Genomic DNA, 25,891 nt, shown 5'->3' with positions numbered 1-25,891 from the left:
TCCTTACGAACAATATACTGCATTCCATGCAGCCTATCTCATCAGCAGCCACTGTTTTGGGTCATTATCCTGCACTTCGTGCAACGTAACTCAGCGTTTGCTATAGCCAGGCGGAGCGCAGTTCTACTTGCAGAGTTCTATGCCATGCGCATAAAAAAAGGCGTCCCTTAAGCCATCAAGGATGACTTTAGGACGCCTTTACTCTTTTATTGCACGCTGCTGACGGCCGGCTGCTGAGACTCGGAAGAGCGGCGGTAGACCATCCGGTACGGAATCGTCATGCGCACCGGCAGCGAGTATTGATGATTTAAATAATCGAGCAGCAGCTTCACCGCGTACATCCCCATCTCGAGCTTGGGTACATGAATGGTCGTAAGCGGCGGCGAAGTGAACTCGGAAATTTCGATATTATCGACGCCGGCGACCGCAATATCCTCCGGGATGCGAAGACCGCGCTCCGAAGCGGCGCGCATTGCAGCAATCGCCATCATATCGCTGGCCGCGAATATGGCGGTTGGCGAATAGCCTTTTTTCTCGAATGCCTGCTTGGTCAACTCGTAGCTGAGGGATACATCCCACTTCACGTCGATGATCCAATTGTCGTTCAGCTCCAGCCCCGCTTCGCGCATCGCGCTTTGGTAGCCGAGGAATCGCTTCTCCTGACGGAAAGGATCGTTCAACTCCGGACCGCCAATATAGCCAATTTGCTTATGTCCCTGCTTGATCAGATGCTGCACGGCTTCCTTCGCCGCGGCTTCGCGGTCGTAACAGACGACCGGAATCGTTCTGTCCGCCAAATCCACGCCAACAACAGCCTTCACGTTCTGCTTGATCCACTGGTACGCATCCGCATCAATCCGCTCGACAATAATCATGCCGTCAATCCGGTGCTCCTTCACGAGGGACTGCAGCTGCTGGATATCCTGCTGATTCTCGATGCTGTATACAAAATCCAGCCGCAGGCCGGACTCCGTCAATGCTTTCTCGATACCCTCCAGAATAACGGAGAAATAAGGATTATTATATTTGTTCTGAGGAATGGCAACGACACAGCCGATATGAACCATCAGCTTGTTATCGGATTTGCCCAGCTTCTCCGCACGGTTCGCCTTGTAGCCGAGCTTCTCCGCAACTTCCCAAATTTTCTTACGGGTCTCTTCGCTGACGGAACGGGTGGAGTCATTCTTCATGACCCGCGATACCGTCGAGATCGATACCCCGACCTGCTCTGCAATATCCTTCAACTTGGCCATCATACGTTCCTCTCTGTTCCTATATCGAATATATGCTCTCTATAATTGCGGCAACAACGCAAAAGTTGCGGCAAATTCTATTGTATAGCCCTATTCATCAATAGTCAAGAAACACCGTCATTTCAGGCTTTCAGGCCTAAGCAAAAAAGGGAAAAGAAGCGACCAAACGCCTCTTTCCCCCGCTCTTTCCTTAACCCTCTTATTTCAGCTTGGATTCCAGATCCTTAATGGCCGCATCCACGTTGCCGTCGCCGGCAAGCGGATTCTTAAGCGATTGCTCGCCGTATGTCCAGACCAGATCCGTCTTCTTCACCGTGAACGGCGAAATGATGCCGAACTGCTGCGCGTCGAGGAAGATTTTATTCGCTTCGCCTGCGGTTGCGATATAAGCGTCGGATGCCGCTTTATTCGCCGGAATCGAGTAGCCTTGCTTCGCCAGCTCGGTTTGACCTTCAGGACCTGCCAGCCATGCCAGCAGCTTGTAAGCTGCCTCTTCATGCTTCGTGTTGCTCGAAATCGCGATACCGGCCGGTTGTACAACCGTTTTGTTTTCTTTGAATTTCGGGAGGTACGTAATGCCGTAATCTACCTTAGCTTCCTTGAAGTTGGTTGTATTCCAGTTGCCGCCCGGGTTCATCGCAACCTTGCCGGTTGTAATGCCGAGGTTCACCTGGCCGCCAAGACCTTCGATTTGCGCAGGCGTTGTATTGATTTTTTTCTTCGTTGCGTCAATAAAGAAGTCCAGTACTTCACGTGCTTCAGGGGTATTCAGGGCAAGCGATCCGTCATCGTTCACAAGCTTCGCGCCGTTGGACCACAACTCCGGCTCCAGGAACCAATCCATGGAGGAACCAGGCGATACGGACATGCCCCATTGCACGATGTTGTTGCCGTCAAAGCCGGCTTCGCCAGGGTTCTTGCCGTTCTTGTCGAGCGTCAGCTTGGTTGCGATGTCGATAATCTCATCCCAAGTTGGTTCAAGGGAAGGAACGGGCGCGTTCTTCGGATTTTTCTTCGGATCCGCAAAGATCGCTTTATCGTAATACCAGACGATAACGTTCGCGTCGATCGGAAGCGATACCTGCTTGCCGTTGTATTTATGTAGCCCGAGCAGGCTTGGGTCAATATTGTTCAGATCGAAGCCGTTGTCCGCAAGCGGACCGTCCAGTTCTTTGAATATGCCGAGCTCGGCATATTTCTCAATAAAGGCGTAGCTGGTTTTGAATACGTCGGGAAGCGTGCCGCCAGCGGCGTTAGCCGTCAGACCGTCCCAATAGCTGCCCCAGTCCTTGCCTTCCAGCTTAACGGTAATGCTCGGATTGGCTTCCATGAATTTGTCCAGAAGCTCTTGCGTACGCTGCAGCTCTTCCGCCGTTCCCCATTGCGAATACGTAATCGTAACCGGCTCGGCTGGCTTCTCTGTCTGCTCGGCACTGCCGTTATCGCTTTGCCCGCCGTTTGCCGCGGTGTTCGAACCGCCATTATTGTTGCTGCTGCCGCAGCCGGAGATAATCATCGTCATGGATAATACCAGCGTAAAAAGACCCAATAACCACTTTCTGTTTGTTTTCATATCCAGTTCCCCTTTAGATTATTTTGAAAACAGCAGTATTGAAAATCTTATGCCTGCCCGTGTTGTTCTCCCTATCGTCCTTACCCCTTCGAACCCGTGAGCACCACCCCCTCAACGATATAGCGTTGCGCGAACAGGAACAGCAGACCGATTGGCACAATGCTGATAAAAGCGCCGGCGGCAAGCGCCGGGAAATCCTGACTCGTCTGGCCGATGAGCAGCTGCAGACCAACGCTGAGGGTAAACATGTTGTTGCTCTTGATGTAAAGGAATGGTCCGAGGAAATCGAGCCATGAGTTCACGAAAGCAAAGATTACGGTCGTGACGACAATCGGTTTGGACAGCGGCATGATAACCTTCGTAAACACGGTCCAACGGTTCCCTCCGTCGAGATAAGTCGCTTCGTCAAGCTCTTGAGGGATCGTCATGAAAAATTGCCGGAACAGGAAGATGTAGTACGCGCCGCCAAGCCATGCCGGAACGATGAGCGGCAGCCACGTATCCACCCAGTGCAGCTTCGTAAAGAGCACGTAGGACGGGATCATCAGAATGGACGGCGGGATCATCAGCGTCATCAGGACGATCGGGAACAGCCGGTCCTTGTACTTGGTTGAAAAACGCGAGAAGCCGTAAGCTACGATCGAGCTGGACAATACCGCGCCAAGCACCACAAGCGCGGAGATGGCGAAGGAGTTCTGGATCCACCTCCACATCAGCGGCTGTACATCAAACAGCCTGTTGAACGCTTCGAAATTGAGCGATTCCGGCAGCAACGTCGGAGGAACCTTGTACGTTTCGGCTTTTGTCTTGAGCATCGTCGACAGCATCCATACGAGCGGTCCCGCGAACAGCACCAGCGCGGCTGTCAGAAGCGCGTATTTGCCGGTTTGCTTCATCACGCGTCTGTTAGACGTAGTCATCTTGTATCCCCCTTCTATTTCTCGCCTTCATAATAGACAAACCGCTTCGACAGCTTCATCAGAACAAACGTAACCAGCGAGATCAGCGCGAACAGGAAGATGGACTGCGTCATCGCCATGCTGAATTTCAAATCCGTAAATGCCGATTTGTAGATGTTATAGACAAAGGTGTACGCCGCGTAATTGGGCCCGCCCTTCGTCAGCAGCAGCGCTTCCGTAAACATCTGAAAGTTGTACATCGTCTGGATAATGACAACAAACAGAATGGAAGGACTGATCATCGGAAGCGTCACGCGGAAGAACGATTGAACCTTGTTAGCCCCATCGATGAGAACCGCTTCATACAGATGCTTCGGCACGTTCTTGAGAGCGGCCAGGAAGATAAGCACCCCGCTCCCCGAAATCCATACCTGCAGCAGGATAATAACCGGCTTGATCAATCCTTCGCTGCCCATCCAGTCGATCTTGCCGATCCCAAACACGGACAACCCCGCGTTCAGAATGCCGAATTCCGAGTTGAAGACCAGGCGCCAGATGATGACGGTCGCCACGATCGGCACCAGCGTCGGCAAGTAATAAAAGGTCCGGTAAAGGGCGATGCCTTTGACGTTCATATTGAGCAGCAAGGCCAGCAGCAGCATGCCCGCCGTTACGATCGGAACGCCAATGATGACGAAGTAGGCGGTGTTGCCCAAGCTTTTGCTGAAGATCGGATTATTGAACATGTCCACGAAGTTCGATAACCCGACGAAGTTATAGTTCGCCGCGCCCGGCAGGCGGGCATCGGTAAACGCGTAAAACACGGAAGTACCGAAAGGAACAAGGAAAAAGAGCGAGAATCCGATTATCCAAGGGGAAATAAATAAGAAGAAAATAAGTGTGTCGTATCTTCTCAGCTTGCTTTTCATCCGGGCACCCCCTTACTTCATTAGTTCGTTCACGTATACATAGCGTTCTTCCACGATGGATTTCTCCGCCGCCAGTGCAATCAGAAGCGCGTCTCTGCCGACATAAGCGGAGGCAAAAGGCTGCTTGCCTTCCTTCACGCTTTTCACGAATTCGATCCGCTGCGTTTGTCCGCCGGTATGTCCGCCCATGATGGAGTCCGAGGTAACGTCGATATCGAGATGATCGCGGGTAAAGTTTTGTCCGCCAACGATGTCGATCGTCTTGTCGTTCTTCGCTACCATCTGGCCGCCATTCTCGCCGATCAGTCCGATCTCAAGGCCGTCCCCCATCAAATTGCGAGGCTTCAGATACATGCAAAGGCCAAGATTCGCCTTGCTTCCGTTCTCGTATTCAATCGTTACCCAGGCATGGTCGACGATCGAGACATCTTCGATTGGCTTAGCCGGATAGTGGCTGTAGGAGTTCGTAATCAGGTTCGGCTGCCCCTGCTTCATCACGTGTTGGCCGCCGGTTGCGAATACCCGTACCGGCTTCGAGCCGATCATCCAGTTGAAAATATCAAAGTGATGGCAGTCCTTCTCGACCAGCGCGCCGCCCGATTTGTTCTTGTCATAGAACCATTCCGTCGGAGGGAACGGATCGCGGAACTCCTTGCACCACATCAGCTTTACGTCGCCAAGGCGTCCCCGCTCAAGCTCCTCGGCCATTCTCCGGTATACGTTGGAGTAACGGTACACGAGGCCAATCTGCAGAATGCGGTCGTTTGCCTCAGCTGCCTCAATAATCGCGTTGCAGTCCTCAAGGGTATGGGCAACGGGTTTTTCCAGAAAGACATGCTTGCCGGCTTCGAGAAAAGCGACCGCTACTTCACGGTGCAAATAGTTCGGCACGCTGATGACAACCGCATCGATGTCTTCTTTATGTAAGAGCTCTTTATAGTCGGCTACGATAACCGGCTTGCTGTTCTTCAGCTCCGCAAGCGTACGGTCCACGTTTGCCTGGTTCATGTCGCAAATATAATTCACCTTGCATTCCGGCAGCAGATCAAAACCGATGCAATGATGCGAGCCCATATCTCCCACGCCGATAAATGCCATTCTCAGTTTTTCCATGTCTACACTCTCCATCGATAATTTTGCGCCAAATATGATCCGGATCGTTACAACTCATGGCGAGTAGTCGTTTTCATGTTCTGATCATAACGCAGCCTTCACGACAAGTCAACAATTTTTGGGTAAAATACCTGACATGTTTGCGCCAAAATTTTTTTATTTGTTTTTATCAGTAATAACGCGGGTTTTTAGCTGAATATTTAAACATATCGCTCCATAAAATTTGGAAATATGACACCAATAAGTCAAGTTTCGTTTAATTATTTGCGCCAAATTAATCTCGCATTAAGCAAAATTCGCCAAGAAATTTCTGCCAAACATTCTTGGGGCAAAAAGAGACTGCCCGGTTTTCCGGGCAGTCTCTCGTGCACGCTCTTATTTCAACAGCATTTCCATCAATCGAAGCGTAATGACTGCCGCTTCAGCGCGCGACACGCCTTCCTGAGGACGGAACCGGCCGTCCTCATCGCCAATCATAAGACCAAGCTGCTTCGCCTTCATTACGCTGTCGGCAGCCCAATCGCTAATCTGTTCCGCATCCCCATAGCTTGCGTCTTCATGATTAGGTGAAGTTACCGCAGCTGCTTCCCCGGAAATCTTAGCGGCCACCCGAATCGCCAGAACCGCCAGCTCCTCCCGGGTGATTTCCGCATTCGGCCGGAACTTATCGCCGTAACCATTCATTAATCCCGCTGCCAAAACTTCCTTCAACTCCTCCGTATACCAAGCCTGTGCCGGAACATCCCGGAACGGCGTTTGCGTTCCGCCGTCCGGCACCGTCCCAAGCCCCAGTATTCTTGCAAGCATGGCGGCAAGCTCTACGCGGGTAACGGAACGGTTAGGCGCAAACCTGTCGCGGTCTACTCCCTGCATCACTTGCTTGGCCGCCAGCGCTTCGATGGCGTCCGCCGCCCAATGTCCTGCCTCGACATCACGGAAGACCTTCTCGTAATTCAGCCATTGATAGGTTCCCGGGGCTGTTATTTGCGCCGTTAATACCCCGCTACGGAAGCTCGCAGAGGCCGCTTTTAACCGTTCATTCTGAATACCGTAAAGATTAACGGCATTTACATCCGTCGAATCGGGCTTCAAGGACACTTTGACGGGCGTAGCCGCAAAATCAATCGTCTTCTCCCCCGTAGCCGTAGTTACCGCAAGCCCAAAGGAAACCGCCTGCCCGATCCCTTGCGCCGCAGCGTTATCCTTCGCCGCATAGGAAGCCAGATCCAAGCCGGGCTTAAACGTAATCGTCAGCCAAGCCGCGCCGCTTCCAGCCTTCTCCTTCGCCTTGGCCAGAAGGGAACCCGGCAGCTCCCAGCTTATTTTCCCGCCCGAAACAACAATGGACGGATTATCCGCGAGAGCCGACGCCTGAAGAGGCACCTCGAGTTTCTCTTTGCCTGTAAGCAGCGTAACAGCAAGCTTACCGTCCGTGAGAACCGGATTGTTCAGGCGCTGAACCTTGCCGTCATCCGCCGCCGGGGCCGAGCCGTTCCCGCTGCCCGTACTGCCGGATGAGCCGGTCACCGTCAGACTGCCAACCCCGTATCTTCCGTCCGGACGTTTCCCGTCAATCGCGAGCTCCATGCCCGGAGAATCCGTAGCCGGATCAATGACGGCAATAAGCAGCTTGTAGCTGCCTGCCGCCAGCGTACTTGGCAAATTCAGCTGCTGCTCCAGCACATGCCGGCCCGGCAGAAGCGTACGCAGATCGGTATCCTGCCGCTCTTTGTACACGATTGTTCCGTTGGCGTCGGCAAGGCTGTATTCCAGCTTCCAATCCTGATAGAACGGAGCAACCCCTTTATTATTTAGAACCGTCTCGAAGGAAACCGATGTTCCGTGCGCCGCGGAGTCCGAATGCTTAACCGCCTCGATAACATAGCGGTAGCCCATCATTTTCTGCATCGTCTCGATGTTGGACTGAATGTCGGTTCCGTAAGCCGTGCGCGCCGGGGAAGACGGACCAAGCCACGAGGTATGGCTGACCCGCATCTGGCGCAAAGATTCCATTACGGCATCATCGGTCAGCCAGCTTTCCGGGTTGCCGTTGGCAAACTCTCCGCCGGAGTACGCATACTTCCAAAAGTCCGGCATCGCCGAAGCCGCTTGCGCGGATGCCGCATCCGCCGGATTATCCACGAATTCTCCGATGCCCGACCAGCCGTTTTGCGTCCAGCCGACCCACTCGTCCGTGCTGGATTTGATGCCGAATACGTCGTTAAACAATCCGGTCCGCTGCTCGCTTGCGATCGGGAACGGCTTTCTCATGCCAATCTGCTTATGCTTAAACGCGTCCAGGTAGTGCTGAACGTACTGATCGGAAATACTCAGCTTCGGAAACACGCCGGAGCCGCTTGGCCACGTATGCCACTCTCCCCAGTGACCCAGGCTTCCCAATTGCACGAAAGCAATCCGCGGATCATTGTCATACCGCTCGGCTACATTGGCAATCATCCGCTCATGCTCGGCCAGCAGCGTCTCGCTGTTGTAATTCGGGCTAAAACCGGAGCCAACCTCCTGCGTATCGTACCAGGTGCCGGCATTCCCTTCCGCGGCAAGCTCGTCGTACAGCCAATCCGGAATATCCTTATGAGACGGGTCGGCCGTAGGCGTATCCATTACAATCCGCAGATTGATCCGTTTGCCCTGCGAAGCCCAATAAGCGAACTGATATTTCTGCTCGATGCCCGCCCAGTCGAACTGCCCTTTTACCGGCTCCAGCTCCCGCCACGAAATCCCCGCATACACCAGACTGTGCTGCTGCGGATACGGAGTGCCGTCCGCTTTGGAAGAATCCTTCGCCCAAGCCACCCATCCCATAAAAGGATTGTTCAGCAGCTCAAAGCTTTGGCGCGGGTAAAATACGCCCTCCGTCTCCTGCGTCCGCACCGCATTGTCCACGGTCAGCGGTGCGCTGCCGCCCATCGGCAGCTGCAGCATGCCGCGGTTAGCATAACCAAGCTTGATTGGAGCCGGTTCATCAAGACCCAGTTGATCCAGGTATACGTTAATTTCAATCGCATCGTCCGTTACGGCCAGATAAACCGGACCCTTCTCCTCCCAGGAGCCGTTCTGTTGGTTGTATTCGTACAACGTCCCCCGGTCGATTTTGTAATCGAAGCCTTCCTCGGTCCATAGGCCGGTTGACGCTCCCGTAGCGGAATCGCCATCCGTATTCAGATAATAGACGTTACGCAGATCGAGGTTCTTGCCCTTCACCCGGACGTACAGCTTGCGCTCGTCCTGCACCGCGTCCAGCACATAGGAGGAACCGCCAGCGGCGGCGCCAAGCTCCACCCCGCTCCAATCGCTGTCGTCCCCGTCTACCGTTATCGAAGAACCGCTGCTGCGGAGCTGGATAACAGCCGGATCGCCGCTTGCATCTGGCGCGGCATAGCTGTTGCTCAGAAATCCGGCATGAATGGACTGCTCATCGGTAATCCCCAGCTCGCTAAGCGGCACGGACCATTCAATCACTTTATGATCGCCCGTTCCCGCACTGACATAAGGGAATACCGCAGGCGTCTGATCCCAGCCGCCGCTTCCGTTCGAGGCGTACAGAATGGCCGTCTGAACCAGGTATTCGGCGCCGAGCTTGCCCGCCCACGCCCAGCTGGAGGTACCGGTGGAAGGATTTTTGTCCGTATCCAGGAACAGATGCTCCCACAGATTAGGGAACTCGGCATTATCGATTCGGCCATCAATGAGTGCAAATAACTTGTCGTCCGTCACGTATGTTTTCACCGTTGTCAGCCCGTCCGCCGTAACCGTCAGCGGCTGAATCCCCGTCCAATCCGAGGGATCGCCGTCCACCGTTAATTGCGGCTTCGCCATGAGGCTAATCTCCGCGGGATCACCGGCTGGGTCCGGCATGGCGTAATTATTGCTTAGAAAAGCCACATGAACCGACTTTGCGTCGCCGGCATGCAGGTCGGCAAGAGGCAGCGTCCATTCGATCGTCTTGGCATCTCCCGTTCCGGAACGGGCATAGCTCAGTCCGGTCGCCGCCTCCTGCCAGCCGCCGCTTCCGTTTGCCTCATAGAGAAGGCCGGATTGGACGAGATATTCCGAGCCCAGCGTGCCCGCCCATGCCCACATCGCATTGCCGGTGGAAGGCTTGCGGTCAACGTCGATCAGCAAGTGCTCCCACAAATCCGGGAATTCGCCATTATCGATACGCCCCTCAATCAGCATGTGCAGGGCATTCGCCGATACCGCGTATTTCACCGTTGTTTTCCCGTCTGCGCTGCGAAGCAGCTCAGGCACGTCAGCCCATTCGGCACTATCCCCGTCAATGGCCAGATTGGTTGGAGGCGGAGGAGCCGCTTGCGCCGCGCCGCCGGAGGAGGAAGGCTGCACCGGGACCATTAACTCGCCAAGCTCCGGCAGCATCGAGCCTTCCGACAACAGGCCCACCTTGATTTTGCCGGCAGGATCGGCAGCCGGAAGCGCCGTCAGGTCAATCTCGTATTCCGCCACGGTGTCGTTATCCTTCAGCACAACCTGTCCCCGCTGCACCCAATCTCCATTCTCGTACGCATATGCCGCATCGCCTTCGATCTTGTAATCAATGCCGCCAGAATCCTTCCATCCGGCTATATTCGCTCCCGTTGCCGCATTATTATCGGCATTTATGTACAGCGTCTTGGCGCGGTTCATCCCGCTTCCCTTCGCCATGACATAAAGCTTGCCGTCCTGATTAACGGCTTTAATGGATTCCATCCGGTTATTAGCCGTTGCCTGATTCGTGTGCCCGCCATTCCAATCCTCGAAATTCCCGTACAGCGGCGAGACACCGGAACCGGCTTCCGCGGCTGTCGCAGGCAGCCCGACAGCCGGAAGAGCCCCCATCATTGCCGCCAATGCCGTTAACGCTATCTTTTTCCCCGTCTTGCCCATCGTTTCCCCATCCCTTCGGTTTGTCCTTCCGTTTGAAGCGATTCTCGACGAACTCTCCCCTAGACGTTGCTCTGCCAATCGCAGCCTCCTTTGTTTGTATAAGCGCTAGACGCTTGTTGCCCCTCATTCTAGTAAATATTTACACAAATATCAATCATTTTTAGGAAAATATTTATATTGTTTGCGGCAAATATTTTATCTGACTAATTACTAATCATTTCATCCTTTAAGGGCACTAAACGTTGAAACAGTGAGCCTGTCTCTTGGGAAACTATGAATTTATTTGTTGTATTCCTGTAAATGCTCGATTATAATGGCCTCGTTGGTGCATGAGCATTTCATTTGTCTTGTTAATTTTCTTGATTTTTTGCGCCAAATTCATGCAAGGATTCAGGGGGTGATTTGTCCGAATTTTCCGACGAAATACAGTTCAAAAAAAGAGGAGTGACTATTTTGCTTACAGCCTTCCATCGTTTGGCTCGCCGAATGCTCACCGCATCCCTTGTCCTGCTGCTGTTGTTTCCGACATTCCGCGCTCCCGGCCTCGCGCCGTCCGCACACGCCGCCATCGGCAAAGATCCCTTGTACGGCAAAGTACCCGGTCTCAGCGAATACAGCCGGGTTATGATCTGGTACGGCACCAATACCGCTACCCAGACTCAGCTTGATACGTTAAAGACGTACGATCTTGTGATCCTCGAGCCTACCATCCGCATCATTAACGTCGCAAAGAACCAATTCTACTTCGAGACGTTCACCCCCAATCAGGTTAACGAAGTAAAACGGGGCGTTGACGGCATTCTCGGTACGGCCGACGACGTCATCGTGCTGGCCTATATGTCGGTTGGCGAGCTGGCTACCTCCAGCGTATTTACCGGTTTTACCGGCGATATGACGATTCAGAACGGCAAGGACGTCGGCCTGCTTCCGGCGGATTACAGCGGACCAAGCGGACCGCTGCACGGTCCTAATCCTTGGAATTACAACAGCTCCGGCAATTACATAAACGTGGAAGGCGGCGCAACGCCGGACGGCACTTATAATTCCGGTTACAACAGCTACGCGGGCATCTCGATTGCGAACGACTACTCCTCCACCGGCAATCTGCTCAGCTGGAGCAATAACGGTCTGATGCCTTGGTATCTGGATCAGCAAGGAACCTGGGTGAACGACTCCCGCTATATGTACGGAGGGTATTGGAAAACGGGGGACGGCGTTGCCGACAAGAACAAAACCTATGGGGGCGGCTATATAAACGGCGGCGATCCGACGTGGAAGAAGCTTATTACCTTCATGACCGACAAGCTGGAGCATGATGCCGGGTACGACGGCGTGTTCCTGGATACCGTCGATACGCCCGATCCGGTCGGCGGCGCAGGCCCAACCACCTCCTGGGGTCCGCGCGGCAACTTCGGTTTCACGGCCAAAGGCATGGTTGAGCTGGTCGAAGCGGTCAAAGCCGTTGACCCGACCAAGATTGTCGCGGCGAACCGGGGCTATTGGTATTTCAACCCGGACGAAGGCACCTCCCAATTCGCCGAGCGCTATCGGCATGCGATTAACATTTTCCTGACCGAATCCTGGTATTACAACCCCTACATCACGTCAGGCTCCAAATTCTATGACGAGAACGCGGCATTCGCGGACAACTGGAACACTAATTCCGCCTCTCCTACCTACCGCAGCCGCGACAACTTCGGAGGCTTCTGGAAAGACTACATGAACGCCCAGGCGAATCAGCCGGACGGCTTCAACATCATCATCTGCGACTTTACGATTCCTTCGGCAAGCACGAACAAATGGATGAACGAAATCGTGAATAACAGCCACTACATGGGTTACGACGTAAGCGGCGCCACCAATTTCACCAATATGTACCAAGACGCGAAAAACTGGCTGGATGCAAGCGGCCAGCCTTCTTCCTCGCTCGCCGGCATGCATCCGACCGATCTGCAGGGCGGCTTCAATGTCGACGGGCAGTTCTCGGACTGGGCCAGCGAAACGCCAATCTACAGCGATCCGGCGGGCAGCAACGCCAAAGGCATTACGAAGGTGTACGCCAAGTTCGCCGGCGATAAATTCCTGATGAAGATTGATGCCTTATCAGCGATAAACATGCAAGGGGAAATGCTCTACTTCGATTACGACAAAAAAGGCTCGACTGGCTGGCAGGGCGTGGCCTGGCCCATTACGCCGGATTCCCGCATCTATTTCGAGAACATGAACAAGGTGTACCTCGCCCCGCATGTAAGCGGGCAGGCCGACGTGTTCAAGTTCCCTACCACAACGGTGGGCAACAACGGATGGCCGGTCATTGCGAAGCAGTCCGGCAATTCGGTAGAGCTGATGTTCGACGCGGACTATATTTTCCCGGATTCGCTTGCCGGGCAGGACATCTGGATGTGGTTCCGGACAGCCAACTTTGGCGGCTCGTCGCTTAAATTCACCGTTCCGGGCTCGCCTGCCGTGCCAAGCGCTCCAACCGGACTTACGGCTTCCCCGGGCAATGGCCAGGTTGCCTTGAGCTGGAGCCCGAATTCCGAGTCCAATCTGGCTGGCTATAACGTCTATCGCGGCGGCACAAAGCTTAACAGCACCCTTGTAACCAGCCCATCCTATACCGCAACGGGACTAACAAACGGCACCAGCTACAGCTTCCAGGTCGCAGCCGTGAATGCAAACGGCGTCCAATCGGCGCTCAGCTCAGCCGTATCCGCCACTCCCGCTGCCCCTGTTGCGCCGTCTGCTCCTGCCGGATTGACCGCAGCCGCAGGCAACGGGCAGGCCGTCTTGAGCTGGACCGCCAATACGGAAGCGAACCTCTCGGGGTATAACGTGTACCGGAACGGCACGAAAGCAAACAGTTCACCGATAACCGGAACCTCTTACACCAATACCGGTTTAACAAACGGCACGGCCTACAGCTTCCAGGTATCCGCGGTGAACAATGCCGGTCAGGAGTCTCCGCTGAGCTCTGCCGTATCCGTAACGCCTAGCGGTACTACGCAAGCGACAATAACAATCGACGGAGCAGCCTCTGACTGGAGCGGCATCCCTGCGCTTGCTTCCGGCACCTCCGATGTGCAGGTGCTCAAAGCGTCCAATACCGCAAGTCAGCTGTACCTGCTTGTCCAAGGCAATAACCTGAATGTCAAAGGCCAGCTGTTCCTCGATACGGACAACAACCCGCTGACCGGTTATAACGCGGCCGGCTGGAACACCTCCGGCGCGGAAAGCGGCGCCGAATACATGATCGAGAACAATATCGTGTACCGCAACAACGGGGCAGGCTGGTCGTGGACGTCAGTTCGTACGCTTAGCACCGCCGAGTTCCAGCGCAACAACACTGTCGTTGAGCTGTCGATCCCGCTGAGCACGCTTAACCTCGCAAACGGAAACACCATCCGGGCCGGCTATATCAGCAACGACTCGGCGGTGAACCGGCTGCCCGGCAGCAGCGGCGTTCTGCCCGGCTATACGCTTGGCAGCGGCGGAACCGGCGGAGGCGGCACAACGCCGGATACGACAGCGCCTTCCGTCCCGGCTGGTCTAACCGCTTCCGCAGGCAGCGGCCAGGTCACGTTAACCTGGTCGGCCAACTCCGAATCCGATCTGCAGGGCTACAACCTTTACCGGGGGACAACAAAGTTAAATACGGCTCCCGTGACGGGAACCGCTTATACGGCTTCCGGGCTGACCAACGGCACTTCTTATTCGTTCCAGATCAGCGCCGTGGATACAAGCGGCAACGAATCCGCCAAATCAACCGCCGTGAACGCGACTCCGCAGGCAGCGACTACGATTACCGTTGACGGCAGCGCAAGCGACTGGGCAGCGGTCCCGGCGCTAAACGGCAGCGCGGGCGGAACCCTTACCGCCATGAAAGCGAAGAATGACGGCACCAACCTGTATCTGCTTATTCAGGGCAGCGGCTTGAATGTGAAAAGCCAGTTCTACCTGAACACGGACAATAACGCATCGTCCGGCTACAATCCGGCGAATTGGGCAACAAGCGGCGTGGATACCCTGCTGGAGAATCAGAATCTGTTCGCTTACAGCGGTACGAACAACGGCTGGACCTGGAGTCTGGCTTCTACGCTCAGCTCCGCCCAATATGTCCGCAACGATACGGTTATCGAAGTCGCAGTCCCTCTTTCTTCTCTCGGATTAAACGCAGGCAGCACCATTCGCCTGGGCTTCATTACCAATGATTCATCCGTAAACCGGCTTCCGGCCGCAAACGGAACGTTGTTAAGCTACACGCTGTCTTAACAGCCGGCTTGAACGACCGCCGCCGTAACAGCATCGCGGGCATGGAGGCAACCATCCCGAACAAACAAAGGGCAATCCCGTCACGGGATTGCCCTTTAAGTATTTTATCAGGTTAACATGAATGAATTAGAGCTACAGTGGATTTCATACAGCATTAAAAGTCAATTTTGGCTTGTCTAGAATCCAACGCAACCTCTACGTTCTACCCTGTCAGCCGCTTTTTATTGGAAGAATTCCAACGTACGAGATTATAGATAGTCATCTCTCGATGACCTCCTATCAAGCCGTTACCAACACTTTCGGGAAGTAACCGATTTTCACGGCATGATCCAGCATAGCCCCCATAAATCGGCTGTCCGGCGCGGCGCATGTCACGTTAAGCTCCTGCAGAATTTCATACGTGTATTCGCATCCGTAGCGGTACCCAGAATCCTTCGCGCCGTCCCCTTCCAGCTGGGCAATCGCCAGCTTGACGCCTTCCGCGTTTTTCGGAATGGATGAATCAAACAGCCATTTGGTATAAGCATCCGGCTCCAGAAGCTCTACGGCATAACCGTAATTGCGGATAAGATCCACCCATTTGGCATACGGGATGGTCTCCGGATTGCAAATATGGAACAATCGTCCCGAGTGAGCCGGCTGCAGCGCAAGCGTTACGATTGATTTACCGGCATAATTGATTGGGGTAAAGTCAACCTCCCACTGCACCTTTGGCGCCTTGCCGAGCAGCAGCATCGCCTTCAGCATGCGGTAGAACGAATTGCTGTCGATATTCCGCTGGAACAGGCCGCTCTCCGAATGGGAGGACAGATTGCCCGCCCGGTAGATGTTTACGCTCAGCCCTTCCTCGGCCGCGGACATCAGCGCTTTCTCCGCCTCCATCTTGCTGTTCGTGTACAGATTCTCTACCTTCAGATCAGGCCATAACGTCTGCTCGTTTAATACCTCTTCCCATTGCCCGCTCAACGCCAAATCCTCCGGAATGCCCAGTGTGGAAATATGGTGGAAACGAACCGGCTTCCCGCATGCTTTGGCCAGATGGATCAGGGCAAGCGTACCCGCGATATTCGTCTTCGCGAATTGCTCTTCTTCGCCAAAATGCCTTACGTCGGCAGCGCTGTGAATAATGGCATCCAGCGTACCCAGAAGCTCCTGCCGCGTCTCGGCCGAAATCCCCAGATCCTCTTGCTCCAGATCGCCTTCCACCGCGATCACCCGCTCCTCGATGCGTTCCTTGCCAGCTTGGCCAAAGAAATATTCCATATGCGCCTGAATGCGGGCCAGACCGGAGTCGATACCCGGACGGACGAGGCAATAGACCTTCGCATCGCTCTGCTCAAGCAGCTCATGCAGCAGATAAGCGCCAAGATAACCCGTAGCTCCCGTTAGCAAGAAAGCTTTAGGCTCAACGTATTCGCCATGCGTCGTCCATTCCGTTCCCCGTTCCGGGATCGGAGGCTCCTCATTAAGCGGCACAATCGGTCCGGTTGCCCGCTTCGCTGAGCTTTCCTCGCCTTGAGACTGTTCCGCCCGCAGCTGCTCAATCCGCAGGGATAGAGCTTCCACCGTCCGGAAGGTGAAGAAATCATTGATTTTCAGCTCCGGATATTGCGGTTTCAGCAGGACAAGCACATGAATAATCGCCAGCGAATCGCCGCCAATCGAGAAGAAATCATCATTCCGGCCGACTCGCTCCAGACGCAGTGCCTCCTGCCAGGATGCCGCAACGTCCTGCTCAATAGCCGTAGCCGGCGGCGCAAAGCCTTCATCGGCGGCCGCATTCTCCATATGATTAAAGCGCTGTAGACCTTTACGGTCGATTTTGCCCGTTGGCGAGATCGGCATCGCCTCCAGTTGAACGATCCATTTCGGAACAAAATAGGAAGGCAGCTTAGCTCCCAGCATCCGCTTGATAACCGCCGACGGCAGCTCGCTGCCGTCTTGGGTCGTGAAATAACCGACCAGCATATTTTGGCCGTCGGTATCCTTCTTGCAGATGACCGCTACGTCCTGCACGTTCGGAATTTTGGAGAAGCTGTCCTCGATTTCCCCGATTTCAATGCGGTGACCGCGGATTTTGATCTGGGAGTCGCGGCGCCCTACGTATTCGACCGTTCCGTCCGGCAGCAGCTTGGCGATATCGCCGGACTTGTAGATCTTTCCTTCGCCAAACGGATTATCGATAAAGGCTTCGGCCGTTTTCTCCGGCTGGTTCAAGTACCCTTTCGCGAGACCTACCGTTGAAATATATACTTCGCCATGCACGTTAACCGGGCACAGCTGATTCTCTTCGTTTACAATATAAACCTTGTAATTATGAATCGGCTTGCCGATCGGAATGCTCGTTACCTCATCCGGAATAAACCCTCTAACCGTAAACGTTGTCGTGCAAACCGTGCATTCGGTTGGGCCGTACACGTTAACGATATCGATCGCGTCATGGAATTTGCGCTGGAAAGCCCGCACCTGCTCGCCGTATAACGCCTCGCCCGCAACGGTGATGAGCTTGACGCCGGACAGCTTGCGATAACCTTCTTCCGATAAATACGCGGACAGCTGATTGAAGAATACCGTCGGGAGAATCGTTATAATAGTTGTCCCCGTTCTCTCGATCGCGCTTGCGAATTCCTCGACGGATACCCGCTCCTCCGATGACAGCAGATACAGATGCGCCCCGTAAAACAAAGCGCCAATCGTATCCCACACCGAAGCGTCAAAGCTGTAGGTCGCGAACTGCGTAAGCACGTCCTCCGGGCCAATGCCGCAATCCGCGCGGACCGTCTCGCCTAAGTTGACGACGCCTTCGTGCGCGATCAACGCGCCTTTCGGCCTTCCCGTTGAACCGGATGTGTAGATGATATAGGCCAGATCCTCCGGGGCAACCCCGTTCTCGATGTTGTAGATCCCTTCATAGACCTCGGTCATGCCGGAGTCTAACGCAATGATCTCTTTGACGGTGTCCACGCCTTCGCAGAGCAGGGCCGCTTGTGCTTCATAGGCGGATTTGGTCAGGATAAAGGCCGATGCGGTATCCGATAAAATATAGCGGTTGCGGTCCTCCGGGTGCTCCGGGTCAACCGGAACGTACACGCCGCCCGCCTTAAGAATGCCAAGCAGGCTGACGATCAGCTCCAGGCTTCGCTCCATAAAGATGGTGACGAAATCTCCTTTGCCAAGACCGCGGTTTAGCAGCATTCTTGCCGTGCTGTTCGCTCTCTCGTTTAATTCCTTGTAAGTCAGCTGACCGTAAACGGAAGAGACTGCGATACGGTCCGGGTAAGCTGCCGCCGCCTGCTCGAACATGCCGTGAATCGTTTTAGTCCTATCGTAAGGGTAAGACGTATCGTTCATGCGATCATAGACGGCCCGGTCTGTATCCAGCAGAATATCAACCGCGGCAATCAGGCTGTTCTCATCCGAAAGAGCCGCCTCCAGCAAGGCCATGAAATATTGCGCATACCTGCGGATCGTAGATTCGGCGAGCACCGAGCTGTCGTAATCCACGCGCAGCATCCACCGGCCGCCCTCATGAAGCAGCTGCCAGTTGAGCAGCTCCTGCACCGTGCCGATCGGCTGACCGCACGAGAACCGGGTATCGAATTGAAGCTCCGGCGAAGCGACAGCCCCGGCTGCTGCCTGATTGTTAATCGTCTCTTTCAGACTAGCGAAAGTCTGCTTCCGTTCGAAGCTTAGAAGAAGGGGTACCGGCGTCCCGCCGCCCGTAATCCACTCCGCCATAATGTCGGTTTCCCCGGATAAACGATACAGCAGCGCCATAAAAGCCGCTGCCGCCATTTGCTCTCTGCCATCCTTCAAAGCCAGCAGCTTCGCGTTTAAGCGGTCTTCGAAAGCTGCTTCTACTGTTAAGTAGGAATAAGTGCGGCTGTGACGTGATGAATCGAGCGGGATAAATAGCAGCAAATTCTCTGTTACCTTAGGGTGATGATTAATCTCCGTCATATCTCTCTTTACTCCTTCCGAGCAGTAAAAATGTCCCCGCATCGAATCCGATGCGAGGATGGAACAGGTTTAACCTTTAACCTGGAATTGGTTAAGAAGCTTCTGAAGTTTTTCCGAAAGAGCGGTAAGCTCCGTTGAAGAGTCCACGATGGCGGACATGCTTTCCTTCTGCTCTTCGACGGAATCGGATATTTTGGCGCTGTTTACGGCCGTAACGCTTACCGCCGACGACAGGCTTTCGGATGTTGCCGTAAGCTCCTCCGTACCTGCCGACAGCTCCTCTGTCGAACTCGACACCTCTTGAATTTGCATCGTTACGTTTTGCGTAGCCTGCAGAATCTCGTTCAACAGCTGCTCCGTGGCGTTCGTAATCTGAAGGCCGTCATTAACCTCGTAAGTCCCTTGCTCCAGCGCCTCTACGGCAATCCGGATGACGTCCTGAATTTCCTTCACCAGCTCGGAGATTTGCTTCGCGGACTGATCGGACTGCTCCGCCAACTTCCGGACTTCGCCGGCAACAACGGCAAAGCCTTTGCCATGCTCGCCTACGCGCGCGGCCTCGATCGCGGCGTTTAACGCGAGCAGGTTCGTCTGGCCGGAGATGCTCATAATCATCGAAACGATATTTTCGATCTCCTGCGAACGGCTGTCCAACAGCTTGATTGCACTCGTAGACTTGCTGACCACGGCCTGGATTTGCTCCATCTGCGTCATAACCTGCTTAACGGCCGAGTTGCCCTCGATGGATTTTTGCTCCATGTCGTAAGCCTCGTGAGCGACCTTCGAAGAGTTCTCCGCGATCGTCTGAATAACGGCCGCAAGCTCGGTCATCGCTCTTGCGGTATCCATGGTTGCCTGCTTCTGTTCCCCGATGCCACCCGAAATTTCCTGTACGCTTGCCGTGATCAGGCTTGTATTTTTACTGTTCAGCTCCGAGATTTCATGCAGATTCTTGGCAGAATTCGTAACGGCATGCGAGGTGTGCTGAACTTGAAGCATCATATCGTTAATCTGGCTAACCATTCCGTTAAACTTCTTGTTAACCGTTCCCAAATCGTCAAGACCGGTCTTCAGTTCCACGCTTAGATTGCCTGTGCTTACCTCTTCAATGCCGCGCACCAGCTCTTTAATCGGCTTCATCGCACGACGCGACACGACATATTGAATCAGGAAAATGATCAGCATGAAAATAACCATAATGGTAATGCCGTTCACAAGAAGCTTGTGCAGCCCCTCTGGAACCGCGCTGGCATCCACGTCGGCAGCGAAGAATCCAAGGCTGTTGCCCTGGCTGTCAACGATCGGGTAAAGAACCGACGTCCATGTTCCGAAGCTGTCGGAATAGAAGCTTGTAAAGGTCGGCTTGCCGGTCTTCAGCATCTTGGCAACGGCGCTTGCCATGGCGGACGGCTGCTCGTACATGTCGCCGATATTAATGTTCTCGGACGAGAACGCTTCTACGAGACTTGTAGGCATGGCGACCAGCGAGGTTTTATTGCCATCCGCAAGCTCCGTGCCGAATATGTAGGCTTGAGCAATGTTCGGGTTGTATTTATGAATTTGATCGAATAAAACCTGAAGCTTAGCTTGCGCCGAGCCTTGGTAGCTCTTCTGCTCGATCGCCTGCGCAACGACAGCCGGATCGATTTCTTTTGCCCACTCCTGCGTAATGGCGATAATTTGGCCGCGCAGCTGCTCAATCAGAATGTCTTTTTGGGTCATATAGCTGGAGGAGATTAGAATCGTGCCGATTAAAATAATGTTAATAAAGGCTAACGACAACATCTTGGTGAAAAAGGACATCCGTCTGATCAACAACATCTGTAAAACGCTCCTATTTATGATTTAATTGTCTATTTGGCTGCATTATCAAATCGAAATGTAATTAACCCCCCTTCCTCAAATGATGATATGGAATAATTTCTGAAAAAAGCGAATTCATTCTCGTAATGCTGCCAAATTTCGACATAGACTATTTTTATATTATCGTACTAAATAACTACAAGTTGAATAGCAAAAAGAAAAAAACTGTGTAAATAAATTATACATTTTGTAATAATTTCGTGAAAAAATTAAGATTAGTAGTTCTTTAGATCTAATTTACAGGAAATATCAGGATGTTTTTTCAACTCCTGTATCCTGCCGGCCTTATGTTTTGATAATAAAAAAGCAGCATTTCCGTAAAAGGAAATGCTGCTTTTTTCCGTTCTTTCTATCGATTATAAGCGTTCATTAATTTTAACCAACAATTCCTTTAAGGTTTGCTTCTCCTCTTCGGTCAGGACGTGAACGATTTCGTCTTCCACCTTTTGAAAGGACTCATTAAAATCTTCAATCAATTCAACGGCCTTTGGTAAAACATAAATATTTTTTTGCCTTTCGTTATTGGCTGGAATTTTCCGCTCGATAAATCCTCTTTGCTCAAGACCTTGAAGCATGCTTGTAATGCTGGCCCCGCGCAGATGAAACCGGTCGGCAAGATCCCTCTGAATTAAATCGGTTTCTTGATTCTCGTAGATATAGCCGATTATTTTTCCTTGTTGAGCGTTTAAACCTAACTCTTTTATGCTCTCGTCCGCTTTTTTCTTTAACTTAAGGCCAATAATCTGAAACAAATCCAGATAAGGCGTCTCCTTACGGGGCTTCATGACCGTTCCTCCCTTATTGTTAGAAAGCTAACTATAAGCAAATAAACTATACAGATAACCAGCTTCCCTGTCAAACGAATATTAGTTTATTGACAGTTAGATATCTAACAGTTATACTCCGAATTGATCCGAATACAACTTCAAGGAGGAACGCAAAATGAAAAATTCAGTCCAAAGCTCTTCTGTAGAAAAGGTTACCGCTATTACGAATGCGCGTATTTTCGATGGCGAAAAAGTAATCGAATCAAGGAGTATTGTCATCAAAGGGGAAAACATTATTGCGGTGGGCGGCGACATTCCGGCGAATGCAACGATAATCAATGCCGAAGGCGCAACCTTGCTGCCCGGCTTGATTGATGCGCATGTCCATACATCCATCGGTGGATTAAGGGATGCGTTAAATTTCGGAGTGACGACGGAACTCGAAATGAACGGTGATTTTACGGGGAGAGGACGCGCGATTCAATTAAAAAATGCGGATGACGTCGCCGATGTCCGCTCTGCAGGCACGGCAATCACCGCTCCGGGAGGTCATCCGGATGAGCTGCTGCCGGATGGAGACGAGATTCCGGAGTTCGTGTTAAAGGAATTGGAGAAGTTATCGGATGAAGACCGGGAAGCCATGCTGGCCGCTTACGCCCACGATCATGAAGAGGTGCCGCAAGTAACGACGGTGGAAGAAGCGATTAAACATGTGCATGCTCAGGTGGATAATGGCGCCGACTATATAAAAATCATGATTGAAGAAGGAACGGTCATGGGAGCCCCCGGCCTGCCTGTTTTAAGCGACGAGATTCTGAAAGCAGCCGTGGAAGAAGCCCATAAGTTCGATAAAATCGTCATCGCCCACGTCTTGACTGCCCATTCCTCGCAAACCGCCATCGACCTTGCAGTGGACGGATTGGGCCACCTGTTTATCGACAGGCCCGAGTATACGCCGGAGTTAGTGCAATCCATCGCCGATTCTGGCGCGTTTGTTACACCGTGCTTGGTGCTAAACTCATCCATTCTTGGGAACCCGGCAGCGGAATTGGCGAATGATCCCCGTGTTCGTTCCAAGCTAAGTCCGGAATGGATTGATATATTGAATTCAAGCTTCAATACTTTCCCGCAGGGCAAACTGGAAAATAGCTTTAAAAACGTGATGGATCTTCACAATGCCGGAGTGGATATTCTAGTCGGGACGGATGTCGCCCCCGTCCCCGTTCCGAATCTTGGCGGCCTTGCCCACGGTGCCAGCGTCCATCATGAATTGCAATTGCTGGTAAAGGCCGGGTTCACTCCGATAGAAGCTCTTCAGTCGGCTACCTCGAAGCCGGCCCGCCGGTTCGGTCTTATTGATCGCGGCCGTATTGCGGAAGGAGCGCGCGCGGACTTCATACTGGTGAATGGCGATCCTACAACCAATATCTCGGATACTTTATCTATTAAAGCCGTTTGGTTTAAAGGTGCGCAAAAACGGACTTAATTATTTCTTTTGGAAGGATATATTCAAAATTTCTTCATAAAAAAAGGGCAGCTGGCGAATAGCCAGCTGCCCTTATATTCAAATCGCAAGAACCAAGAGGCTTCATTGCGCTGTCTTGATGCCCACCGTGTAGATCTCGCACGGCCCAAGCTCCGCCGCGAACGAGCCGTTCGCGCCTTCGCCGGACGGCTGAAGGCGTTCGCCCGCCTGCTCGAGCACATCGCTCGCGTAAGCCGCCGCGGCAGAGCCGACGTTCGGCAGCGCCTGCAGCTTCGCGGCTTCCGGCCGCATGTTGAACCAGCGCAGCATGAGGTCGCCCGATGCTTCCGCAATTTTAGCCGAGGAGAACGCGATGCCTTCGCCTTCCCACGCAAGGAACGCGTGCTCCGGCGAAAGCGTTCCGCCGTGTACGCCGGTTTGCGCGAGGGTCCACGGGGCTTGGAACTGATACGCGGCCGCATAAGAGCCCGTCGCCGCGCCGTCTCCGCCATGCGGAAGAATCAAGAGCTCCACCGTTTGCTCGCCGAGGCATTGCGCTTCCGGCGTCGGGAAAACGCCCCAGTCGCCCAGTTCGGAGACGGAGCGAAGCAGCGTAACGGCAATCGTATTGCGGCCGTCGCGGAGCACTTCGTATTCATTCAAGCCCAGGTTCGCGATCGTGAGACCCTGCGTGCCGTCGCTGACATCGGCAAAGGCTTGCTGATGCTGCGCGTTGCTCGGGTTCTCCCATTCGGCGGCAGGCTCGTTATCGCGAACGGCTACTTCAAAGATCGCGTCTGCCCGATGGACGGACGCGGCCAAGTCTGTCGGGAACAAGGCGCGTACGCGATGGTCCTTCGCTTGGTTATTAAACGTCGTACGGATGCCTACGCCGCGCCCGGAACGCTCCAGGCTGACGACGGTGCGGATCGTGAATGGCACGTAGTTCGTCGAACGGCCGGCTTTGCGCTCGGGATAATAAACGGCTTCCTGCTTCTCCTGCTCGAACAGCTCGTCGGCGGACGCCGGAATCGACCAATGATGCACGATCTCGAACGATGCGCGGTACGCGTTGTCTTCGATGACGCGGATTTCGGCCGCTAGACCTTTAGTCGTGAGCGCCGGCTCGCCGTCCGGCTGCTTGAACATGTACTCGTTGCCGATATCTCCGGCATCTTCATAGATGAGCAGATCGCGGTACGTACGTCCGCTGGCGATATCCGTTACCGCCAAAGTACCGTCCTCGGCGATCTCGATGCTCAGGTTGCCGTTCGCAAGCGTACGGGAACCCGTCACCAGCGATGGCAACGAAGCGCCGCCTGCAGCGCCGAGCACCCAAGCGTAAGTCTTGAGGCCAAGCGCCGGCACGGCAGTCGCTTCGAACGTCAGCTTCACGCGGCGCGTCCAATACGGCTGGCGGAATTTGTCATCCGGCAGGTCGTAGCCGAACTGCAAGCCCAGATCCTTGAATGTATGTTCGACTGCGTTGCCGTCCGCGTCCACAAGCGTGCGTCCCTCGAGAGAAACTTCCTTCATCATGCGGATCATGTCATTTGGGGCGATGCCTTCGCGGAAATACACGCGAGCAACGTCCAGCTCGATTTCCACGACGCCGCTCCGAGTCCATCCCGTCGTATTAAACGCGACAAGCGGCAGCGCATCCCGACCGTAGTTCGCGAAAACGCTCGTGTCTACAGCACCGGCAACCGCAAGCTTGCTGTCGTCGACGATCGTCTCCGCCACATGGCGGCTCTTGTCGAACCGGGTGACCATCTCGCGATGCACCTCGTCAACGCTGCAGCCGCAGATGCTGTCATGCGGATGGTTCTGCATGAGCGTTTTCCAAGCGTACTTCAGCAGATGATGAGGGTACTTGGCTTTGCCCGTCATATGAGCGAACGCGGCGAGCGGCTCGGCGACCTTCTCGAGGATCGTCTGGCCGACCTGGTTCATCTGTTTCAGGTAGACGCGGGCGGACGCCGTATTCACGAGCGTCGACCAGCCGTCCGTCCGCTGGCTGCGCAGCTCGCCGCGCACGACCGACAGCTGCTTGTCTTCGAGCGACGACTTCAGCGACGCCAGATAATCCGGGAAATTCGAATGAACGAAATCCGTATCCGGGTATAGCTTGCGAGCAACGCGAATCGCTTCGGCCAGATCCGTCTGGATCGGCTGATGATCGCAGCCGTTCATGAAGAGCAGCTGCCCCGTCGATGCGTATTTGCCGGCATCGGCCAGCTTGCGGTCCCAGTATTCCTTGGCTTCCGCTTCGTCCACGGGTACCTCGTTGCCGTTGCTGTACCAGTTGGCGAACAGAATGCCAAGCACCTGCGAACCATCAGGCCCTTCCCATACAAGCTCCGAGAAGGACGACTCGTACGCGGAGTCCGACACCATGTTGTTGAAGCCCGTCGGCTTGACGCCGCGGCCGAACACCGCGTTGTCGATGCCCGCCTGCTTCATGAGCTGCGGCGCTTGGCCGATGTTGCCGAAGGTGTCGGGGAAATACCCGACCTTCGCGATCGTGCCGTACTGCGCGGCATCTTGGTGCCCGATCTGCAGATTGCGGACGTTCGCTTCGCTGCTTGTCAGGAACGCATCCTGCAGCACGTACCACGGACCGATATGAATGCGGCCCTCGCGGATCCATTTCTCCAGGCGCTCCCGTTGATCGGGGCGTACTTGCAGGTAGTCTTCGATGATAATCGTCTGGCCGTCCAGATAGAAGCTGCGGTATTCCTCGTCGTTCTCCAGCGTGTCCAGCAGCGTATCCATAAGCGCGATAAGCCGCACGTGATGTTTCTCGTAAGGCAGATACCATTCGCGGTCCCAATGCGTGTGCGAGATGATATGCGCAGTTTTTCTATGATCAGCGTTCGCCATGGCGATCGTCTC

General features: G+C 53.9%; 12 protein-coding genes. 2 read left to right on the top strand and 10 right to left on the bottom strand.

The features are described from left to right. Positions 1–206: 206 nt before the first annotated feature. From CFI03_RS19000 to CFI03_RS18975, 6 genes are all read right to left on the bottom strand, one after another. Positions 207–1,256, bottom strand: a complete 1,050-nt coding sequence (locus CFI03_RS19000) for a LacI family DNA-binding transcriptional regulator (RefSeq protein WP_127492534.1) — start codon at positions 1,254–1,256, stop codon at positions 207–209. Positions 1,257–1,452: 196 nt separating this feature from the next. Next, positions 1,453–2,826: an ABC transporter substrate-binding protein gene (locus tag CFI03_RS18995; RefSeq protein WP_248758592.1), complete on the bottom strand. Its 1,374-nt coding sequence runs from the start codon at positions 2,824–2,826 to the stop codon at positions 1,453–1,455. Between the two features lie 80 nt (positions 2,827–2,906). Beyond that, the gene (locus CFI03_RS18990) at positions 2,907–3,746 is read right to left on the bottom strand and encodes a carbohydrate ABC transporter permease (RefSeq protein ID WP_127492530.1); all 840 of its coding nucleotides are present in this window, start codon (positions 3,744–3,746) and stop codon (positions 2,907–2,909) included. 14 nt (positions 3,747–3,760) lie between these two features. Next, a complete protein-coding gene (locus CFI03_RS18985) occupies positions 3,761–4,654 on the bottom strand; it encodes a carbohydrate ABC transporter permease (RefSeq protein ID WP_127492528.1) in 894 nt (297 codons plus the stop codon). Positions 4,655–4,666: 12 nt separating this feature from the next. Further along, positions 4,667–5,767 carry a Gfo/Idh/MocA family protein gene (locus CFI03_RS18980; protein WP_127492526.1) on the bottom strand — a complete coding sequence of 367 codons (1,101 nt, stop codon included), beginning with the start codon at positions 5,765–5,767 and terminating at the stop codon, positions 4,667–4,669. 375 nt (positions 5,768–6,142) lie between these two features. Then, entirely contained in the window at positions 6,143–10,747 is a 4,605-nt protein-coding gene (locus tag CFI03_RS18975; RefSeq protein ID WP_248758591.1) for an S-layer homology domain-containing protein, read from the bottom strand. Between the two features lie 375 nt (positions 10,748–11,122). Between CFI03_RS18975 and CFI03_RS18970 the strand changes: the two genes are divergently transcribed. Continuing rightward, positions 11,123–14,941: a fibronectin type III domain-containing protein gene (locus tag CFI03_RS18970; protein ID WP_248758590.1), complete on the top strand. Its 3,819-nt coding sequence runs from the start codon at positions 11,123–11,125 to the stop codon at positions 14,939–14,941. A 279-nt stretch (positions 14,942–15,220) separates the two neighbouring features. Here CFI03_RS18970 and CFI03_RS18965 read toward each other — a convergent pair whose 3' ends face one another. The 3 genes from CFI03_RS18965 to CFI03_RS18955 all read right to left on the bottom strand — a co-directional run bounded on the left by CFI03_RS18965 (position 15,221) and on the right by CFI03_RS18955 (position 21,549). After that, on the bottom strand, positions 15,221–18,901 hold the full coding sequence (locus CFI03_RS18965) for a non-ribosomal peptide synthetase family protein (protein WP_248758586.1): 3,681 nt from the start codon (positions 18,899–18,901) through the stop codon (positions 15,221–15,223). A 69-nt stretch (positions 18,902–18,970) separates the two neighbouring features. Then, positions 18,971–20,722 carry a methyl-accepting chemotaxis protein gene (locus CFI03_RS18960; RefSeq protein ID WP_248758578.1) on the bottom strand — a complete coding sequence of 584 codons (1,752 nt, stop codon included), beginning with the start codon at positions 20,720–20,722 and terminating at the stop codon, positions 18,971–18,973. Between the two features lie 398 nt (positions 20,723–21,120). Continuing rightward, positions 21,121–21,549: a MarR family winged helix-turn-helix transcriptional regulator gene (locus CFI03_RS18955; RefSeq protein WP_248758577.1), complete on the bottom strand. Its 429-nt coding sequence runs from the start codon at positions 21,547–21,549 to the stop codon at positions 21,121–21,123. Positions 21,550–21,706: 157 nt separating this feature from the next. On the opposite strand from CFI03_RS18955, the gene CFI03_RS18950 reads away from it, so the two are divergent. Further along, the gene (locus tag CFI03_RS18950) at positions 21,707–23,017 is read left to right on the top strand and encodes an amidohydrolase family protein (RefSeq protein ID WP_248758576.1); all 1,311 of its coding nucleotides are present in this window, start codon (positions 21,707–21,709) and stop codon (positions 23,015–23,017) included. Between the two features lie 102 nt (positions 23,018–23,119). Here the strand turns inward: CFI03_RS18950 and CFI03_RS18945 are convergent, their stop codons facing one another. Beyond that, on the bottom strand, positions 23,120–25,879 hold the full coding sequence (locus CFI03_RS18945; RefSeq protein WP_248758575.1) for an alpha-mannosidase: 2,760 nt from the start codon (positions 25,877–25,879) through the stop codon (positions 23,120–23,122). Positions 25,880–25,891: the final 12 nt, after the last annotated feature.

It is taken from the genome of Paenibacillus sp. ATY16 (assembly GCF_003399985.2).
Classification (GTDB): domain Bacteria; phylum Bacillota; class Bacilli; order Paenibacillales; family Paenibacillaceae; genus Pristimantibacillus; species Pristimantibacillus glycanilyticus.
This window is presented reverse-complemented; position numbering and strand designations above follow the sequence as displayed.

Coding starts and splice junctions, on each gene's coding strand:
- CFI03_RS19000 (WP_127492534.1), bottom strand. CDS start 1,256: ATGATGGCCAAGTTGAAGGATATTGCAGAGCAGGTCGGGGTATCGATC.
- CFI03_RS18995 (WP_248758592.1), bottom strand. CDS start 2,826: ATGAAAACAAACAGAAAGTGGTTATTGGGTCTTTTTACGCTGGTATTA.
- CFI03_RS18990 (WP_127492530.1), bottom strand. CDS start 3,746: ATGACTACGTCTAACAGACGCGTGATGAAGCAAACCGGCAAATACGCG.
- CFI03_RS18985 (WP_127492528.1), bottom strand. CDS start 4,654: ATGAAAAGCAAGCTGAGAAGATACGACACACTTATTTTCTTCTTATTT.
- CFI03_RS18980 (WP_127492526.1), bottom strand. CDS start 5,767: ATGGAAAAACTGAGAATGGCATTTATCGGCGTGGGAGATATGGGCTCG.
- CFI03_RS18965 (WP_248758586.1), bottom strand. CDS start 18,901: ATGACGGAGATTAATCATCACCCTAAGGTAACAGAGAATTTGCTGCTA.
- CFI03_RS18960 (WP_248758578.1), bottom strand. CDS start 20,722: ATGTTGTTGATCAGACGGATGTCCTTTTTCACCAAGATGTTGTCGTTA.
- CFI03_RS18955 (WP_248758577.1), bottom strand. CDS start 21,549: ATGAAGCCCCGTAAGGAGACGCCTTATCTGGATTTGTTTCAGATTATT.
- CFI03_RS18950 (WP_248758576.1), top strand. CDS start 21,707: ATGAAAAATTCAGTCCAAAGCTCTTCTGTAGAAAAGGTTACCGCTATT.
- CFI03_RS18945 (WP_248758575.1), bottom strand. CDS start 25,879: ATGGCGAACGCTGATCATAGAAAAACTGCGCATATCATCTCGCACACG.